Source organism: Streptomyces sp. NPDC058092 (assembly GCF_042884935.1).
Taxonomy (GTDB): Bacteria; Actinomycetota; Actinomycetes; order Streptomycetales; family Streptomycetaceae; genus Streptomyces.
In genome coordinates, this window is record NZ_JBHVSY010000016.1 from 22,348 (window position 1) to 38,362 (window position 16,015).

Genomic DNA, 16,015 nt, shown 5'->3' on the forward strand with positions numbered 1-16,015 from the left:
AGGTTGATATCCACTTAAAACATGAATTCATAGTTTTTACCGAGTGATGCCTGCCCCTCGGGGTATCCGGGAGGCATGGACGTATCGAACGGAGACCTCAGTTCACTGGCCCTCACCCTCGCCGACGGGCGCGGCGCGGTCGGCGCGGTGATGGGCATCGTCGGAGTGGCGGTCGTGGCCGTGCTGATCGGCGGCTTCTGGCTGGGCAAGAAGCGCCGGGCCCAGGAGCCGCCGCCACCCCGGCCCGAGGACCAGCCACCGCGGCCGGACCACCGGAGCCACATCGAGCAACGCGATGTCCACGTCGACGACAGCTTCCCGCCCAACGGCCGGGGGCTGTCCCCCTACGAGCTCGGTGACCGCGGAAACGAGCCCATCCATCGCGACACCGACGAGCAGCGTGACTGACCTCCCGGCGGCCGGGCGGTCAGTCGCCGCACCGCGCCGCAACGGAGTGCACGGCGGCGCCGCGTGTTGCGGGAGTGGCCGCCCGCGGTGAGGCTGGTGAGGCTCCGACGGCCACCGGCACGCGCAGGCCGCAGAACCGATGAAGGCAGTAGGACCATGACCGGAAGCCATCCCCGGGCGGTGTCGATGCCGGCACCGCTGACCGGATCCGCAGCGCCCTGCTGGGTCAATCTCATGACCCGCGACCTGGGATCGGCGCAGGAGTTCTACGGCGCCGTGCTGGGCTGGACCTTCCGGCCGGGCAAGCTGGGGCAGGAGTTCTCCGTCGCACGCCGCGGGGATGTGCCGGTCGCCGGCATCGGCGCGGTGGCGACCGCCTACCAGGTGGCCGTTGCCTGGACGCCCTACTTCGCCGTGCCCGACGCAGACGCGGCGGCCTCACGCATCCGTGAGCGCAGCGGCACGGTCGCGGTGGGGCCGCTCGCGCTCGGCAAGGGGCGCGGGGCGCTGGCGGCCGATCTCGACGGCGCGGTGTTCGGCATCTGGGAGCGGACCGAGCCCGCGACCTCGCCCCCGGCGCCGGACGGTTACTCGCACGCCTGGCTGCGGCTGCACACGAGGAACGCCTTCGACGCGGCGATCTTCTACGGCGGGGTGCTCGACTGGGCGAGCGGTCGCCCCGGGGGCTGCGAGGTGTCGTACGAGAAGGACGAGGTCATCATCGACTGCAACGGGCGCCGGCTCGCCCGGATCAGCTCCGGAGCGGTGGAGGCGGCACCCGATCCGCTGGTCCGCCCGCACTGGCAGGTCCACTTCCCCGTCGCCGATGTGGCGGCCACGGTCGAGGCGGCACGGCAGAACGGCGGCAGCCTGGTCGAACAGCGTCCGCTGGGGCGGGGCAGCGAGGCGACCCTGCTGGACCCGGACGGCGGGCTCTTCACGGTCACGGACGTCCGGGACCCCATGGCGGGCGATGAGGGCTGATCCATGATCCGGCCGCCCCGTACGCCGGTCATTTCTCGGCTTCACGCGAGGAGCGGGCCAGCGCCAGGGCCGGGAACACGAACCAGCAGGCCAGGAACCACAGCGCCATGCCGACGACCAGCCACAGGGCGAGGGAGTTGTGCACGGCCACCCGCAGGATGAGCAGCAGGGTGGAGCACATGGTGCACAGCAGCAGGACCAGTCCGAGCACGGTCAGCCGGGACGCCCAGGTGACCGTCTGGGGCTTGAGCCGCCGTCCGGTGACCAGGCGGTGGTACGACACGGGCCCGATCAGGGCGGCGGCGGTGGCGGAGCCCAGCATCACGGTGACCACGTAGATGGCGCGGTCGGTGTCCGAGAGCTCGGCGAAGCGCGGCTGGAAGACGACGGCGAGCAGGAAGCCGAACAGGATCTGGACGCCCGTCTGGGCGACCCGCAGTTCCTGGAGCAGCTCCCCCCACCGCCGGTCCGCCCGCTCCTCGGGCGTCTCGTCGCGGCCCGTGTCGCGGTCCCGGCTGCCGGGATCATGGGATGTCGAGGTCACCGTGAGCCTCCGTCCCGATGCGCAGAGTGCATCGCCTGCCCCTCCTCACCCACCGTAGACCTCACGGCGATCGCACCGGGCCCTCGACGGCCCGTACGGACGCATCTAGGATCTTGAGTACGGCATCGCGCGTCGGTCACCGGCCGGGTGAGGCGTGGAGGTGCCCGTGAGATGCCCGTTGGAGGCATTCCACAGTGTCAGTCGAGTTGAATCACACCATCATTCACGCCCGGGACAACCAGGAATCCGCCGAGTTCCTCGCGGACATACTGGGCCTGGAAGTCGGCACGGAGTGGGGCCCGTTCGTCCCGGTCGCCACCGCGAACGGCGTCACTCTGGACTTCGCGACCATTCCCGAAGCGTCAATCGTCATGCAGCATTACGCCTTCCTCGTCTCGGAGCCGGAGTTCGACAGGGCGTACGTCCGCATCAAGGATCTCGGGCTCACCTACTACGCGGACCCGCATCGGAAGCATCCGGGGGAGATCAACCACAACGACGGCGGCCGGGGTGTGTACTTCCTCGATCCCGCCGGTCACGCCATGGAGATCATCACGCGTCCGTACGGAGGCTTCCCCTCGTAACACGGCGTACGGGAAAGGGGGTTCGGCCGTCATCCGTGCACGGGTTCCGGCCGCACCCTTCCCGCGTCGGTTCAGGCGACCGGCAGCACCAGTTCGGGCCGGTCCCACATCACCGCGGGCGGGTTGGCGGCGAGGGTGCCGGTGCGCCGGGCGCCCACGCTCCGGTAGAAGCCCTCGGCGGGCGGATGCGAGACGATACGGACGCCGGTCAGGCCGGAGCGCCGCGCCTCCTCGCGCAGATGCGCGATGAGCAGCCGCCCGATGCCGAGACCCTGTGCGTCGTCGGCGACGAACATGAGGTCGAGTTCCGGCGGGTCGAGGATCAACGCGTAGAAGCCGAGGAGCCGGTCGGTGCCGGCCTCGACGGCCGCGAAGACCCGGTGGGTCTCGATGTAGTCGGGCCCCACCCGGTATCCGGCGACCATGGCGGCGAAGTGGCCCTCGTAGGCGCGGGAGGTCCTGACCAGCCGGGTGAGCCGCCGGGCGTCCCGTGCGGTCGCGCGCCTGACCCGTACGTCCTCGCGACGCGCACCGTCACCCGTGTGCGTAATGCTCGATCTCATAAAGGGAGTATTACGCATCCGGTTGTGTGTCCGGTACGTGCCCGGCCGCTGCGGGTCCCTTGCCTCCGAGCCCCCGGCCCGGAGCTACGACGAGCGCCGGGCCGCGCGCCACTCCTCGACCACGGCGTCGATGTCGAACGGCTCGAGGTTCAGCAGGGGCCCGGGCGGCGGCCGTCGAATGGCTGCCCGGATCTTCTCGTTGACCTCGGCCAGCATGCGCCGCACATCGGCCTCCGTCCGCGCCCCGGACACGGCCTCACGCACGTCCTCCGCCTCCTTGCGCAACGCCAGGACCGGCGGGAGAACCGATACCCCCTCCCGCTGCATCTTCCGCTTGATCCACCAGGTCTCGTCGTACGGAGCGTCGAGCGAGTCGAGAGGCTTGCCGAATCCCGGCAACTGCGAGAAGTCACCGCGCTGCTCGGACTCGCGGATCTGCTTGTCGACCCATGATTCGAAGCTGACGCCCGCAGGCTTGCGTTCGGTCAACGCACGCCCCTCTCGGAGGATTCGTATTCCGGCCCTTTCACCATACCCAGGCCCCTGGCAGCGCCCGCCGTGTCCATGGGCCCACGTCGCCGCCCGTCGCCCGGCATCCGCGCGCGGCTCAGTGCGCGTGCCCGGCGGGTGCCCCGGTTTCGCTCTCGTGCCGGTCGGCGGCACCCTCCCCGGACGCGGGCACCCGGACGGTGAAGGCCGCGGTCCGGACCTTCCCTTCGTGCTGGAAGTCGAGGAAGAGCCGGTACGTACCCGCGCTGGGCACCGACGCCATGAAGGACACCACGGGCCCCGGGCCGCCCTCGTTCGGGTGGACGTGCAGATAGGCCAGGTCGCCCGAGCGGAGCGCGACCAGGTGCCCGTAAGCACCGAGGTAGGGCTGCAGATCGGTGACGGGGCGGCCGTTCCTGCTGACGGTCAGCTTCAGCTCGCCGCTCCGGCCGGCGCGGAGTCGGCCGTCGAGTGCGACGCGGTAGCCGTCCACCTCGGCGGTGGCACGCGCGGCCGGCACAGCGGCGGGACGGTAGGTGCCGGAGACGGCCAGATCCGCGCCCAGAGTGAGCTCGGCGCCCCCGGCCGCGGGAGTGAAGTCGGCGAACGCCCGGTACCCACCGGCCTTGGGCAGGTCGACCGTGGTCGACCAGGTGCCGTCGGCCGCGCGGACGGGATGCAGGTGCCGGAATTCGGTGAGGTCGGTCGAGGCGAGGATGAAATGGAGTTCCTTGCCGTGCTCCCGTTGATAGGCCGTGATCCTGCGGCCGGTGTCGTCCAGGACGGCGAACCTGATCCCGGTCCGGACTCCGGCTCGTACCGTGGGCGTTTCGAGGGCCAGTGTGTAGCCGCCGTCGGAGATCTGCAGCCCGGCCGCCGGGCCCGCCCCACCGGTCGCCCCGTCCTCCTTCCCCTCACTGTGGCCGGCATGCTGCCCCGCGGGGCGGTCCTCCGCGGCCACCAGCGGGTCGACGCCCCTGCCCACGCCGTACGCGGTCCCGAAGGTCGCGGCGAGCGCGGCGGCGAAGGCGGTGATCCTCAGTGCGTTGTTCATGGCGGTGTCCTCCATCGGGTCCATCGGAAGGCAGCGCTTCCCGATGACCCACAACATACCCCCTGGGGGTATCAAGTCAACCCGGGAGTGCGCCAACTCCCGCCACTTCCGCCAGGAACCGACCGGGGGCGCCGGGGAGGAACCGGGTTCCGGCGTTCGGCTCAGGCGGACATCACGAGTCCGCTGCGCAGCCGCTCCACCGCGGCCTGCGGAATCCTCAGTCCGTCGCGCACGTACCCGTCGAGCCCGCCCCACCGCTCGTTCATGGCGTCCAGCGCCATGTCGAGATAGCGGGGGCGGACCTCGATGATCGCGGAGGCGATCTCCGGGTCACCGCCCGCGTCCAAAAAGCCCTGTACGTACGGGGCGTAGGCGACCCGTACGACCGGATTCACCGCGAGGAACTCGGCCCGCACCACGTCCCGTTCCGCACCGAGCATCATCAGCAGCAGCGCCGTGGCCCAGCCGGTTCGGTCCTTGCCGGCCGTGCAGTGGAAGAGCACCGGGCGGGCCCGGTCGTCGGCGGCCGTCTCGACGAAGGCCCGGTAGGCGGCGGCGGCCCCCGGCGAGAGCACCATCTGGCGGTAGGTCTCGGCGAACATCTCCTCGGCCTTCCCGCTGCCCAGCAACTGCTCCGCCTCGACCGGGTCGGCGAGCAGCGCGCGCAGCCGGGCGGGTGCCACGCCCGGGTTGTCGCCGAGCACATCGGCGACGAAGAGCCGTGCACCCGGAGGCAGCCGGTCGGGGGCCGCCGTGCGCTCGTCGGCGGTCCGCAGATCGACGACGGTACGGATGCCGAGCTCGGCCACCGCCATGTCCCTCGCCGCGTCCAGCCCGCTGAGCTGGCCGGAGCGCAGTACGGCGCCCGGCCGGACTTGGCGGCCGGGGCCCAGAGAGATGCCGCCCAGATCGCGCAGATTGACGACGGTGGATGCCGGGACGGCCCTGGCGGTCTGCACGATGAACTTCCCCTTTTCCCGACACGCATCTTTTCCCGACACGTATCCGAATTGATTCGACAGCTGGCCGGATCAAACGTCGCACGCGGCCGGGAATTCGACAAAGTAAAACGCCGCAGGGACGCCGATAGAGGACACCGAAGGAGATAGCGATAATGTGAAATCGCCACCGCTTCTCTCCGGGTCGGAAATTCTTCTCCAGGTCAGCAGCGCGGGCCGGGTGCCTGTCGCGTTTCTGGTATATCGCTTGGGCCGCGACATCGCCGAGCTTCACTCCCGTGACGATGCCCGGGAAGGCGTTGCGGGCCGATGTGTACGAGGTGTCGTCCTCGCCTCCCCCGCCCTGGCCGATCTCGATGGAGAACGCGGCCGGATCCCGGCCGTCAATGAGTCGGCGGCCGCCTTCGCCGCGGTGGGTCGCGCCCCGTCCGGCGTCCGCCCAGCGGCGGGCCGTGTCGGGGCTGACCTCCGACAGACGCGCCGCCTGCCCGATTGTGTAGGACTGCATGTGCCACAAGACATTCGGATTGATCTCGCAGTTGCAATCCATCTGGCTGATCCATGGAGCAGATGCCAGGCTCATTGGAGGAAGCACCAAGGACTGGATCCGCACGGCTACGCGACCGTGTGTGAAGGATCAAGTGCGGTCGGAGAGGGCAAGGTCACAGACAGAGCCCCTGCTGCTCGTCCGAGACCTGACCTAGCATCTGGGCCATGACGGTCCAGCCTGCTGACGGGCTTTCGTTGGCCGCCGAATTCCCTCACCCCGCCCATGAGCAGTGGCAGAGCCTCGTCGAAGGCGTGCTGCGCAAGTCGGGCAAGGGTGTTGCGGGTTCGGCCGCCGAGGAAGCACTGTCCACCACGGTGGAGGACGGGCTCATCACCCGCCCCCTCTACACCTCGCGCGACAGCGCGCCCGATGCCGGATATCCGGGCTTCGCCCCCTTCACCCGCGGCGGCAAGGCCGAGGGCAATGCGGCGGGCGGCTGGGACGTACGGCAGCGGCACACCCTGCCGGATGCCGCCCGCCTCAACGAGGCCGTGCTCGCCGATCTGGAGAACGGTGTCACCTCGCTGTGGCTGACCGTGGGCGGAGCCGGAGGCATTCCGGTGTCCGCTCTGGCGGCGGCGCTGGACGGCGTCTATCTGGATCTCGCTCCCGTGGCGCTCGACGCGGGCAGTGAACTCGACGCAGCGGCAACGGAGTTGATCCGGCTCTACGCGGAGCGGGGCGTCGATGCGCAGGCCGCGCGCGGCAACCTCGGCGCCGACCCGCTCGGGCAGGCCGCTCGCAGCGGCGCCGGACCCGACCTCACGGCGGCGGTCCACTGGGCCCGGCGGTGTGCCCGGGAGTATCCCGGTCTGCGGGCGCTGACCGTCGACGCCCTGCCGTACCACGAGGCCGGCGGCTCGGCGGCCGAGGAGCTGGGCGCTTCGCTGGCGACCGGGGTCGCCTATCTGCGGGCACTGACGGAGGCCGGGCTCAGCGTCGAAGAGGCCTGTGCCCAGCTGGAGTTCCGGTACTCGGCGACGGCCGATCAGTTCCTGACCATCGCCAAGCTGCGGGCCGCGCGGCGGCTGTGGGCCCGGGTCGCCGAGGTGTGCGGGGCCGCCGGCGCCGGGGCGCAGCGCCAGCACGCGGTGACGTCGTCGGTGATGATGACGCGGCGCGACCCGTGGGTGAACATGCTGCGGACGACGCTGGCGTGCCTGGGCGCGGGGGTCGGCGGGGCCGACTCCGTCACCGTGCTGCCGTTCGATCACGCCCTGGGCCTGCCGGATGCCTTCGCCCGGCGCATCGCCCGCAATACGTCGACGATCCTGCTGGAGGAGTCGCATCTGGCCCGGGTGATCGACCCGGCGGGCGGTTCCTGGTACGTGGAGCGGCTCACCGCCGAACTCGCCGACGCCGCCTGGGCGTTCTTCCAGGATATCGAGCGGTCGGGCGGCCAGGCGGCCGCTCTGCGCTCGGGAATGATCGGGGAGCGGCTCGCGGCGACCTGGGCGGCCCGCAGCAAGGATCTGGCGCGGCGCAAGGAGCCGGTCACCGGGGTCAGTGAGTTCCCGCAGCTGACGGAGCGCCCGGTGGTGCGCGAGGCTGCCCCCGCCGAGCTGTCCGCCACGGCGTCGGGCGGTCTGCCCAGGGTCCGTCGTGACGAGGCGTTCGAGGCGCTGCGTGCCCGGTCGGACGCCCATCTCGCGGCGACCGGGCAGCGGCCGCGGGTGTTCCTCGCCGCGCTCGGCCCGGCCGCGGCGCACACGGCGCGGGCGTCGTTCGCCTCGAACCTGTTCCAGGCGGGCGGGATCGAGCCGGTCCACGACCCGGTCACGGTCGACGCGCCGACGGCCGCCGACGCGTTCAAGGCGAGTGGGGCCACCGTGGCGTGCCTCTGTTCCAGCGACGCGCTCTACGCCGAGCAGGCCGGGGCGGTCGCCGAGGCACTGGGCTCGGCCGGCGCGCTGCGGGTGTTCCTCGCCGGCCGGCCCGGCGGGTACACCGGTGTCGACGAGTACGTCTTCGCGGGCTCCGATGTGGTGGCCGTGCTCTCTTCCGTCCTCGACCGTATGGGTGTGGCGTGATGCGTATCCCTGACTTCTCCGACATCGGGCTCGGACCGGGCGGCGCCGCCGAGGTGTCCGAGGACCAGTGGCGCGATTCCGTGAAGGAGTCCTCCGGCAGTTCCGACGGTGATCTGCTGTGGGAGACCCCGGAAGGCATCACGGTCAAGCCGCTGTACACCGGGCGTGACCTGGAAGGGCTCGACTTCCTCGGTACGTATCCGGGCATCGCCCCGTATCTGCGGGGCCCGTACCCGACGATGTACGTCAACCAGCCCTGGACGATCCGGCAGTACGCCGGGTTCTCCACCGCCGAGGAGTCCAACGCCTTCTACCGCCGCAACCTCGCGGCCGGGCAGAAGGGCCTCTCCGTCGCCTTCGACCTGCCGACCCACCGCGGCTACGACAGCGACCATCCGCGGGTGACCGGTGACGTCGGCATGGCGGGTGTGGCGATCGACTCGATCTACGACATGCGCCGGCTCTTCGACGGCATCCCGCTGGACCGGATGTCGGTGTCGATGACGATGAACGGCGCGGTGCTCCCCGTACTCGCGCTGTACATCGTGGCCGCCGAGGAACAAGGCGTTCCGCCCGAGAAGCTGGCCGGGACCATTCAGAACGACATTCTGAAGGAGTTCATGGTCCGCAACACGTACATCTATCCGCCGAAGCCCTCGATGCGGATCATCTCCGACATCTTCGCGTACACCTCGCAGAAGATGCCGCGCTACAACTCGATCTCCATCTCCGGCTATCACATCCAGGAGGCCGGTGCGACCGCCGATCTGGAGCTGGCGTACACCCTGGCGGACGGGGTGGAGTATCTGCGGGCCGGCCGGGACGCCGGTCTCGACGTGGACGCGTTCGCGCCGCGGCTGTCGTTCTTCTGGGCGATCGGCATGAACTTCTTCATGGAGATCGCGAAGTTGCGGGCGGCCCGCCTGCTGTGGGCCAAGCTGGTCAGGGAATTCGAGCCGAAGAACGCCAAGTCGCTGTCCCTGCGCACCCATTCACAGACGTCGGGGTGGTCGCTGACCGCGCAGGACGTGTTCAACAACGTCACCCGGACCTGCGTCGAGGCGATGGCCGCGACCCAGGGCCACACCCAGTCGCTGCACACCAACGCGCTCGACGAGGCGCTCGCCCTGCCGACGGACTTCTCGGCGCGCATCGCCCGGAACACCCAGCTGCTGCTTCAGCAGGAGTCGGGCACCGGCCGGGTCATCGACCCGTGGGGCGGCAGCGCGTACGTGGAGAAGCTGACGTACGACCTGGCACGGCGGGCGTGGCAGCACATCGAGGAGGTCGAGGCGGCGGGCGGCATGGCGCGGGCCATCGACGCGGGCATCCCCAAGCTCCGGGTCGAGGAGGCCGCGGCCCGTACGCAGGCACGGATCGACTCCGGGCGCCAGCCGGTGATCGGGGTCAACAAGTACCGGGTGGAGACCGACGAGCAGATCGATGTGCTCAAGGTCGACAACTCCTCGGTGCGCACCCAGCAGATCGAGAAGCTGCGCCGGCTGCGCGAGGAGCGCGACGAGTCGGCCTGCCAGGAGGCTCTGTACGCGCTGACCGCGGCGGCCGGGCGGGACCCCGGACCCGGCCTCGAAGGCAATCTGCTGGCACTCGCCGTCGACGCGGCACGCGCGATGGCGACCGTGGGCGAGATCTCGGACGCCTTGGAGAAGGTGTACGGGAGGCACGCCGGCCAGATCCGTACGATCTCCGGTGTGTACCGCAACGAAGCAGGTGAATCCCCCTCCGTGGACCGTACCCGGGCGCTGGTGGACCGGTTCGAGGAGGCCGAGGGGCGCCGTCCGCGCATCCTGGTCGCCAAGATGGGGCAGGACGGCCACGACCGCGGCCAGAAGGTGATCTCGACGGCCTTCGCCGACCTGGGCTTCGACGTCGACGTCGGCCCGCTGTTCCAGACGCCCGCCGAGGTGGCGCGGCAGGCGGTGGAGGCGGATGTGCACATCGTGGGCGTCTCCTCGCTGGCCGCCGGGCATCTCACCCTCGTCCCGGCGCTCCGCGAGGAACTTGCCGCCGAGGGCCGCGACGACATCATGATCGTGGTGGGCGGGGTGATTCCGCCGCAGGACGTCCAGGCGCTGCACGAGGCGGGGGCGGCGGCCGTGTTCCCGCCCGGCACCGTGATCCCGGATGCCGCGTACGACCTGGTGACGCGGCTCGGTGCCGCGCTCGGCCACGAGCTGTGAGCCGCTGAACCGATGGCTCCGAAGATCGACATCGACAGCTACGCGAAGGGCGTGCTCGACGGGAAGCGGGCGTACATCGCGCGCGCCATCACTCTCGTCGAGTCCACCCGCCCCGATCACCGGTCACTGGCCCAGCAGTTGCTGCGCGAGCTGCTGCCGCGGTCCGGCCGGGCCCGGCGCATCGGCATCAGCGGCGTGCCCGGGGTCGGGAAGTCCACGTTCATCGACGCCCTCGGCACGATGCTCACCGGGCTCGGCCACCGGGTCGCGGTGCTGGCCGTCGATCCCTCCTCCAGCCGTACCGGCGGCTCCATCCTGGGCGACAAGACCAGGATGGAGCGCCTCGCGGTGGACCCTGCGGCGTTCGTACGTCCCTCCCCCACCGCGGGAACGCTCGGCGGGGTCGCCAAAGCGACCCGGGAGTCCATCGTGGTGATGGAGGCCGCGGGATACGACGTGGTGCTGGTGGAGACGGTCGGCGTCGGCCAGTCGGAGACGGCGGTCGCCAATATGGTCGACACGTTCCTGCTGCTGACACTGGCCCGCACCGGCGATCAGCTCCAGGGCATCAAGAAGGGCGTCCTGGAGCTGGCGGACGCCATCACCGTCAACAAGGCGGACGGCCCGCACGAGCGCGACGCGCGAGCGGCCGCGCGCGAACTGGCGGGTGCGCTGCGGCTGATGCACCCGGTGGACGCGGCGTGGACGCCCCCGGTCCTCACCTGCAGCGCCCGGGAGTCGACCGGCCTCGACACGCTGTGGGAGCGGCTGGAGCAGCACCGTGCGCTGCTCGAATCGACCGGGCGGCTCGCGGCGAAGCGGCGTGCCCAGCAGGTCGACTGGACCTGGACGATGGTGCGGGACGAGCTGCTGGAGAGTCTGCGTGCCCATCCGGAGGTACGCGCGCTCACCCCCGAGCTGGAACAGCGGGTACGGGACGGCGAGTTGACGGCCACGCTGGCGGCCGAACAGATCCTGGGGGCGTTCCGGGGCACGGCCTCGGCGGCGGAGGCCGGTGACCCCGCGGGCTGACGGGTGACGGCAGTTCGACGGCCGGGTCCGGCCCGTGTCCGCAAAGTCCCGCCGCACGCCCGAAGGGCGTGGCCGGCGGCGTCCGGTGCGTGCACTCGCAAGGCGGAGGATCATCCGCGTACGCGACGTACCCGGATGGCTCCGACAGCGCGGCAAGGACGAGGTCGCCCCTGCTCGGGCGAAGGCCGAGAGCTCGGGGAAGGGCCGGGCCCGCGGGCCCGGCCGGGACTTCGCGGACACGGCCTACAGATCGCGCTGGTACTCGACCGACTTGTGCGTCGGCTCGTAGCCGAGCGCGTCGTTGACGCTCCGCATGTACGTATTGCTGTCCGCGGTGTCCGTCAGCAGGCCGTCGAGTGCCGGGTGGTGTTCGCGGGCCCGCAGGATGGACCGCGCCTTCATCCACCCGCGCCCGCGGGGTCGGACGCCAGCCACGCCAGCCGGTGGCTCGCGCCGGTGCGCTCGGGATCGTTCAGTGCGGTGACGCGTATCGGCAAGGTGACTCCTCGGCGCCCGGGGCGCCGGTCGGAACGTTGGGCGGGCGGGCGGCCCGGAGAACCACATCACTTCACGCGCCCCACGACAACCGGATATCGCGGCCGCCGTCGCCGACCCGGTGCGCGTACGCCGTGGTACGGTGCACTTGGTACATGTGTACGCCTCGGTTCGGGGCGCCGGTGCCGTTTCACCTTCGCAGAGCCGCTGCGCCCGTCCTTTCGCGACCGGCGATCCGGCTTTCCCGCACCACTTCTTCCAGTCCGGCCAGGGCTTTCCCCGTCCGGGCTGTCCCGCCCGTCGTCCGGGGCGTGGTCTCTTCCGCCCCCAGGCCGTCCGGGCCCCTTCATTCGCCATGTCCGCGAAAGGACCACCCGCATGACCAGCACCCTCGAACACCCCGTTGCTCAACGGGAATTGACCACCGAAGCCGTCGGCGTCCTCGACATCACGCACCAGGGGCACGGCGCCCTGCTCGTCCGTGGCGGCCTCCCCTCCCCCGGCGACGTACAGGTATCGGCCGCCCTGATCCGCCGGTACGGCCTGCGCAAGGGCGATGTCGTCGAAGGCTCCTGCGACCGGCCCCGCATCCTGTCCGGGGTCGTACGGGTCAACGGCCGCTCCCCGCAGGCGCTGCGCGGCCGGCCCCACTTCGGTGATCTCACCCCGCTCCACCCCCGGGACCGGCTGCGCCTGGAAACACCGTCCGGCAGCCCGGCGACGCGCCTCGTCGACCTGGTCTCCCCGATCGGCAAGGGGCAGCGCGGACTCGTCGTCGCGCCGCCCAGGACCGGCAAGACCGTGCTGCTGCAACAGATCGCGGCAGCCGTCGCCGCCAACCACCCCGAGTGCCATCTGATGGTGGTGCTGCTCGACGAACGCCCCGAGGAGGTCACGGACATGTGCCGGTCCGTACGGGGCGAAGTGCTCGCCTCGACGTTCGACCGGCCCGCGAAGGAGCACATCGCGCTCGCCGAACTCGCGGTCGAGCGCGCCAAGCGTCTGGTCGAGCAGGGCCAGGACGTCGTCATCCTGCTGGACTCCCTCACCCGGCTGTGCCGCGCCCACAACAACGCGTCGGCCGCGGGCGGACGCACCCTCAGCGGCGGCGTCGACGCAACCGCACTGCTCGGCCCCAAGCGCCTCTTCGGAGCCGCACGGCTCACCGAGGAGGGCGGCTCCCTCACCATCCTGGCCACCGCGCTGGTGGAGACCGGCTCCCGCGCCGACGACTACTTCTTCGAGGAGCTGAAGAGCACCGGCAACATGGAACTCCGGCTCGACCGCGCTCTGGCGGACCGGCGTACCTATCCGGCCGTGAACATCCAGGCTTCCGGCACCCGGCGCGAGGAACTCATCGTCCCGGAAACCGAGTTGAGAGTGGTACGCGGCCTGCGGCGCGCGCTGCGCTCCAGGGATCCGCAGACCGCGCTCCAAACGCTCCTGGACCGTATCCGGAGCACTCCGGACAACGCGGTCTTCCTCCGTACGGTTCACCGCACCGTCCCGGATGCCTGAGCCTGCCCGAGCCGCGCCGGACGGCGCAATAGCATGGACACCCTCGCGTGATCCGTCCCCCACGAGCACAGGGAGAGCAGGCACATGGAATTCCGCCGACTCGGCCGCAGCGGCCTGACCATCAGTGAGATCGCTTACGGAAACTGGCTCACCCACGGCTCCCAGGTGGAGGAGGACGCGGCGATCGCCTGTATCCGTGCCGCGCTCGATGCCGGGATCACCACCTTCGACACGGCGGACGTCTATGCCGAGACGCGGGCCGAAGCCGTCCTGGGCCGGGCACTCAGGAACGAACGCCGCGAGGGACTGGAGGTGTTCACCAAGGTGTACTTCCCGACCGGTCCCGGACACAACGACCGGGGGCTCGGCCGCAAGCACATCATGGAGTCCATCGACAACTCGCTGCGCCGACTGCAGACCGATTATGTGGACCTGTACCAGGCGCACCGCTACGACCACTCGACGCCGCTGGAAGAGACCATGGAGGCGTTCGCCGACGTCGTCCGCTCCGGCAAGGCCCTGTACATCGGCGTTTCGGAATGGACGGCCGACCAGCTCCGGGACGGCCACGGACTGGCCCGCGAGCTCCACGTCCCGCTGGTCTCCAACCAGCCGCAGTACTCGGCGCTGTGGCGGGTCATCGAGAGCGAAGTGGTGCCCGCGTCGGAGGAGCTGGGCATCGGTCAGATCGTCTGGTCGCCGGTCGCCCAGGGCGCCCTCACGGGCAAGTACAAGCCCGGCGCGCCGCTCCCGGCGGGCTCCCGGGCGACGGACGACAAGGGCGGCGCGAGCATGGTCGCCGGCTGGCTCCGCGACGACGTGCTGGAGCGCGTCCAGCAGCTGCGGCCGCTCGCCGACCAGGCCGGTCTGAGTCTCGCCCAGCTCGCGGTCGCCTGGGTGCTGCAGAACCCCAACGTCTCTGCCGCGATCATCGGCGCCTCCCGGCCCGAGCAGGTGACGGAGAACGTCGGGGCGGCGGGAGTGACACTCGACGCGGAGCTGCTGAAGAGCATCGACGACATCCTGGAACCGGTGGCGGAACGGGACCCGGGGCTGACGGCCGGGCACGAGGGCAACAGCTGATTCGGCCGGCCGGGGAGTGCCCGCACCGGTCACCCCGGCCCGGAGCAGATGACCGTCCCGATTGCCTTCGGTCAGGGCGTACGCCGCGTCCTGCCGAGCGGTTACGGGTCAGGTGCCGGTGTGCAGCGAGGCGGTGTGCTCGCGGACCTGTGCCGGGGTGAGGTAGGCGTCCGTGTACTCGAAGTCACGCAGTTTGGCCGGCTTCCGGGCCTGGAAACCGGTACGTACGAAGTCGTCGCCCGCGATGGCGTTGAGCATCCAGTTGGTCATCACCCGCACCTTGGCCACGTTGGTGCGCAGCGCCGACCAGTGGTAGCCGCGGGCGACGGCCTGGGCGGCGATTCCGTGCATTTCGAAGCCGATCGGTTTGGAGACCGCGTCCTTGCCGCCGAGGTCCACGACGAGACCGAGGTCCTTGTGGACGTACGGCTTCAGCGGCTGGTGCCGCAGCGTGGCGATGAGGTTGTCGGCGAGCCTGCGACCCTGGCGCATGGCGTGCTGCGCGGTGGGCGGGCAGACCGCCCCGTCGCCCTTGCTCAGGTCCGGTACGGCTGCGGCGTCGCCGAGCGCGAAGATGCCGTCGAAGCCCAGCAGGACCATCTCGGGCGTCACCGCCAGCCGGCCGCGTACCGTCTCCGCGTCGAATGTGGAGACCAGGGGGCTCGCCGTGACTCCCGCCGTCCAGATCAGGGTGCGGCAGGGCACCACCCGGCCGTCGGTGAAGGTCACCTTCTCCGGTCCGGCCTCGGCGACGGACACCCCGAGCGATACCTCGATGCCGCGTCCGCGCAGCACCTCCAGGGCGCTCCGGCCGAGCTTGTCCCCGAGTTCGGGCATCAGCTTCGGGGCGATGTCGATGAGATGCCACTTGATCAGCTTCGGGTCGAGCCGCGGGTACTGCCTGAGCGCGTTCGTGGTGAGGCGCTGCAGACAGGCGGCCGTCTCGGTGCCGGCATAGCCACCGCCGACGACCACGAACTGCAGGCGCGAGGCCCGCTCGTTCTCGTCGTGGCTGGCGTCCGCGAGATCGAGTTGCGCGATCACATGGTCTCGTACGTAGGCCGCCTCGGCGAGCGTCTTCATACCGCGGGCGTGGTCGACCAGGCCGGGGATGTCGAAGGTACGGGTGACGCTCCCCGGGCTGAGGACGAGGTAGTCGTACGGCTCGTAGACGATCTCGTCGGTGATCTTGCGAATGACGCAGATCTTCGCCTTGGGGTCCACTCCGATGGACCCGCCCGGGATGATCCGGGTGCGGTGCTTTCGGCTGCGGCGCAGCGACACCGCGACCGACTGCGGAGTGAGCACACCTGCCGCCACCTGGGGCAGCAGGGGCAGATAGAGCTGGTACGAGAACGGGGCGACGAGCGCGATCTCCGCCTCGCCGGGGATGAGCCCGCGCTCCAGGCGGCGTACGCATTCCACCCCGGCGAATCCGGCGCCGACAACGAGAATCCTGGGTCGTGCCACGGTATTCGTCCCTTCTCGGGCCTGCACGGTCGTCCGTTCGCCTGCCCCGTC

At 70.6% G+C, this 16,015-nt stretch carries 15 protein-coding genes and 1 pseudogene; 8 read left to right on the forward strand and 8 right to left on the reverse strand.

The window, feature by feature from the left end; genetic code table 11:
- Positions 1-75: 75 nt before the first annotated feature.
- Together ACFVV1_RS24860 and ACFVV1_RS24865 are read left to right on the forward strand one after the other, a co-directional pair.
- Positions 76-408 (forward strand): DUF6479 family protein, encoded by a 333-nt coding sequence (locus ACFVV1_RS24860; protein WP_389993041.1) that lies wholly within the window; start codon positions 76-78, stop codon positions 406-408.
- 156 nt (positions 409-564) lie between these two features.
- Positions 565-1,392, forward strand: coding sequence for a VOC family protein (locus ACFVV1_RS24865; protein WP_389993043.1), 828 nt, complete (start codon positions 565-567; stop codon positions 1,390-1,392).
- A 28-nt stretch (positions 1,393-1,420) separates the two neighbouring features.
- Here ACFVV1_RS24865 and ACFVV1_RS24870 read toward each other — a convergent pair whose 3' ends face one another.
- The gene (locus ACFVV1_RS24870; RefSeq protein WP_389993046.1) at positions 1,421-1,936 is read right to left on the reverse strand and encodes a DUF6328 family protein; all 516 of its coding nucleotides are present in this window, start codon (positions 1,934-1,936) and stop codon (positions 1,421-1,423) included.
- Between the two features lie 194 nt (positions 1,937-2,130).
- On the opposite strand from ACFVV1_RS24870, the gene ACFVV1_RS24875 reads away from it, so the two are divergent.
- Positions 2,131-2,520, forward strand: coding sequence for a VOC family protein (locus ACFVV1_RS24875; protein WP_389993049.1), 390 nt, complete (start codon positions 2,131-2,133; stop codon positions 2,518-2,520).
- Positions 2,521-2,591: 71 nt separating this feature from the next.
- Here ACFVV1_RS24875 and ACFVV1_RS24880 read toward each other — a convergent pair whose 3' ends face one another.
- The 5 genes and pseudogenes from ACFVV1_RS24880 to ACFVV1_RS24900 all read right to left on the reverse strand — a co-directional run.
- Complete coding sequence (locus tag ACFVV1_RS24880; RefSeq protein WP_389993052.1) at positions 2,592-3,083, reverse strand: GNAT family N-acetyltransferase; 492 nt, start codon at positions 3,081-3,083, stop codon at positions 2,592-2,594.
- Positions 3,084-3,167: 84 nt separating this feature from the next.
- Positions 3,168-3,572, reverse strand: coding sequence for a DUF1992 domain-containing protein (locus tag ACFVV1_RS24885; RefSeq protein WP_389993054.1), 405 nt, complete (start codon positions 3,570-3,572; stop codon positions 3,168-3,170).
- A 118-nt stretch (positions 3,573-3,690) separates the two neighbouring features.
- On the reverse strand, positions 3,691-4,626 hold the full coding sequence (locus ACFVV1_RS24890) for a hypothetical protein (protein WP_389993057.1): 936 nt from the start codon (positions 4,624-4,626) through the stop codon (positions 3,691-3,693).
- A 161-nt stretch (positions 4,627-4,787) separates the two neighbouring features.
- Positions 4,788-5,585, reverse strand: coding sequence for a tyrosine-protein phosphatase (locus ACFVV1_RS24895; protein ID WP_389993059.1), 798 nt, complete (start codon positions 5,583-5,585; stop codon positions 4,788-4,790).
- Positions 5,586-5,820: 235 nt separating this feature from the next.
- Positions 5,821-6,093: pseudogene (locus tag ACFVV1_RS24900) on the reverse strand (MerR family DNA-binding transcriptional regulator); the annotation flags it as partial.
- 206 nt (positions 6,094-6,299) lie between these two features.
- On the opposite strand from ACFVV1_RS24900, the gene mutA reads away from it, so the two are divergent.
- The 3 genes from mutA to meaB are packed head-to-tail and all read left to right on the forward strand — an operon-like array spanning position 6,300 to position 11,398.
- Complete coding sequence (mutA, locus tag ACFVV1_RS24905; RefSeq protein WP_389993062.1) at positions 6,300-8,165, forward strand: methylmalonyl-CoA mutase small subunit; 1,866 nt, start codon at positions 6,300-6,302, stop codon at positions 8,163-8,165.
- Positions 8,165-10,366, forward strand: coding sequence for a methylmalonyl-CoA mutase (gene scpA, locus ACFVV1_RS24910; RefSeq protein ID WP_389993065.1), 2,202 nt, complete (start codon positions 8,165-8,167; stop codon positions 10,364-10,366). Before mutA ends, scpA begins: the two co-directional genes overlap by 1 nt.
- Positions 10,367-10,378: 12 nt before the next feature.
- Positions 10,379-11,398, forward strand: a complete 1,020-nt coding sequence (gene meaB / locus ACFVV1_RS24915; RefSeq protein ID WP_389993068.1) for a methylmalonyl Co-A mutase-associated GTPase MeaB — start codon at positions 10,379-10,381, stop codon at positions 11,396-11,398.
- A 243-nt stretch (positions 11,399-11,641) separates the two neighbouring features.
- On the opposite strand, the gene ACFVV1_RS24920 is transcribed toward meaB, so the two are convergent.
- A complete protein-coding gene (locus ACFVV1_RS24920) occupies positions 11,642-11,800 on the reverse strand; it encodes a hypothetical protein (protein ID WP_389993071.1) in 159 nt (52 codons plus the stop codon).
- A gap of 471 nt (positions 11,801-12,271) precedes the next feature.
- Between ACFVV1_RS24920 and rho the strand changes: the two genes are divergently transcribed.
- Both rho and ACFVV1_RS24930 read left to right on the forward strand, forming a co-directional pair.
- Positions 12,272-13,411 (forward strand): transcription termination factor Rho, encoded by a 1,140-nt coding sequence (gene rho / locus ACFVV1_RS24925; protein WP_389993074.1) that lies wholly within the window; start codon positions 12,272-12,274, stop codon positions 13,409-13,411.
- An 84-nt stretch (positions 13,412-13,495) separates the two neighbouring features.
- Entirely contained in the window at positions 13,496-14,494 is a 999-nt protein-coding gene (locus tag ACFVV1_RS24930; protein WP_389993077.1) for an aldo/keto reductase family protein, read from the forward strand.
- A gap of 108 nt (positions 14,495-14,602) precedes the next feature.
- On the opposite strand, the gene ACFVV1_RS24935 is transcribed toward ACFVV1_RS24930, so the two are convergent.
- Positions 14,603-15,964, reverse strand: a complete 1,362-nt coding sequence (locus ACFVV1_RS24935; RefSeq protein WP_389993080.1) for an NAD(P)/FAD-dependent oxidoreductase — start codon at positions 15,962-15,964, stop codon at positions 14,603-14,605.
- Between the last annotated feature and the right edge of the window lie 51 nt (positions 15,965-16,015).